Annotated in this window: 1 protein-coding gene; it reads right to left on the bottom strand. The window is 63.4% G+C overall.

From position 1 onward, the window contains the following. Window positions 1-489, bottom strand: a 489-nt coding sequence (locus tag ACM6IQ_RS22225) for an Ig-like domain-containing protein (protein ID WP_414879877.1), incomplete at both ends; no start/stop codon positions are given.

Here is a 489-nt window from a genome sequence, read left to right as displayed (position 1 = left end):
AAAGCCCGCGGCGACACCTGCGGTGACGATGGCGATACCGCCCACGGTCAAGGTTTGCAGGCCATCCGGGGCATTGACGGTGAAGGTGCCGGTCTGGGTCAGGGCGGGGTTATCGGGATCGGTGCCGTAGGTGAGGTTTTTTTCGTAGACGGTCAGTTCGCCGCCCGCCACGTCGAGGCCGTTGAGGGTGACCGGGTTGTTGATACAGCTGTTGTTGACGTCGATGGTGAGCGTCGTGGTGCTTTCATCACCGTCGTTATCACGCAAGGTGTAAGTGAACACGTCGGTCGCGCCGGGACCGTTCACGGAGTTCGGATAGCTGTGGTACTCGGCGTTGCCCTGGGCGTCCAGGGTCAGGTAGCCGTAAGTACCGTTGATCTGGGTGTTGAGCCCGCCATTCACCGGCGTCGAAGTGTCCGAACCGGCGCGCACGCCCACCACGCCACCGCCAAGCAGGGGGCCGTCAGCGCCGGCGACGTCGTTCCACAA

The organism is Pseudomonas sp. IT-P100 (genome assembly GCF_949767185.1).
In the GTDB taxonomy this organism is placed as follows: Bacteria; Pseudomonadota; Gammaproteobacteria; order Pseudomonadales; family Pseudomonadaceae; genus Aquipseudomonas; species Aquipseudomonas fluorescens_B.
Note: the sequence above shows the minus strand (reverse complement) of the source record. Positions and strands in the feature narration are given on the sequence as shown.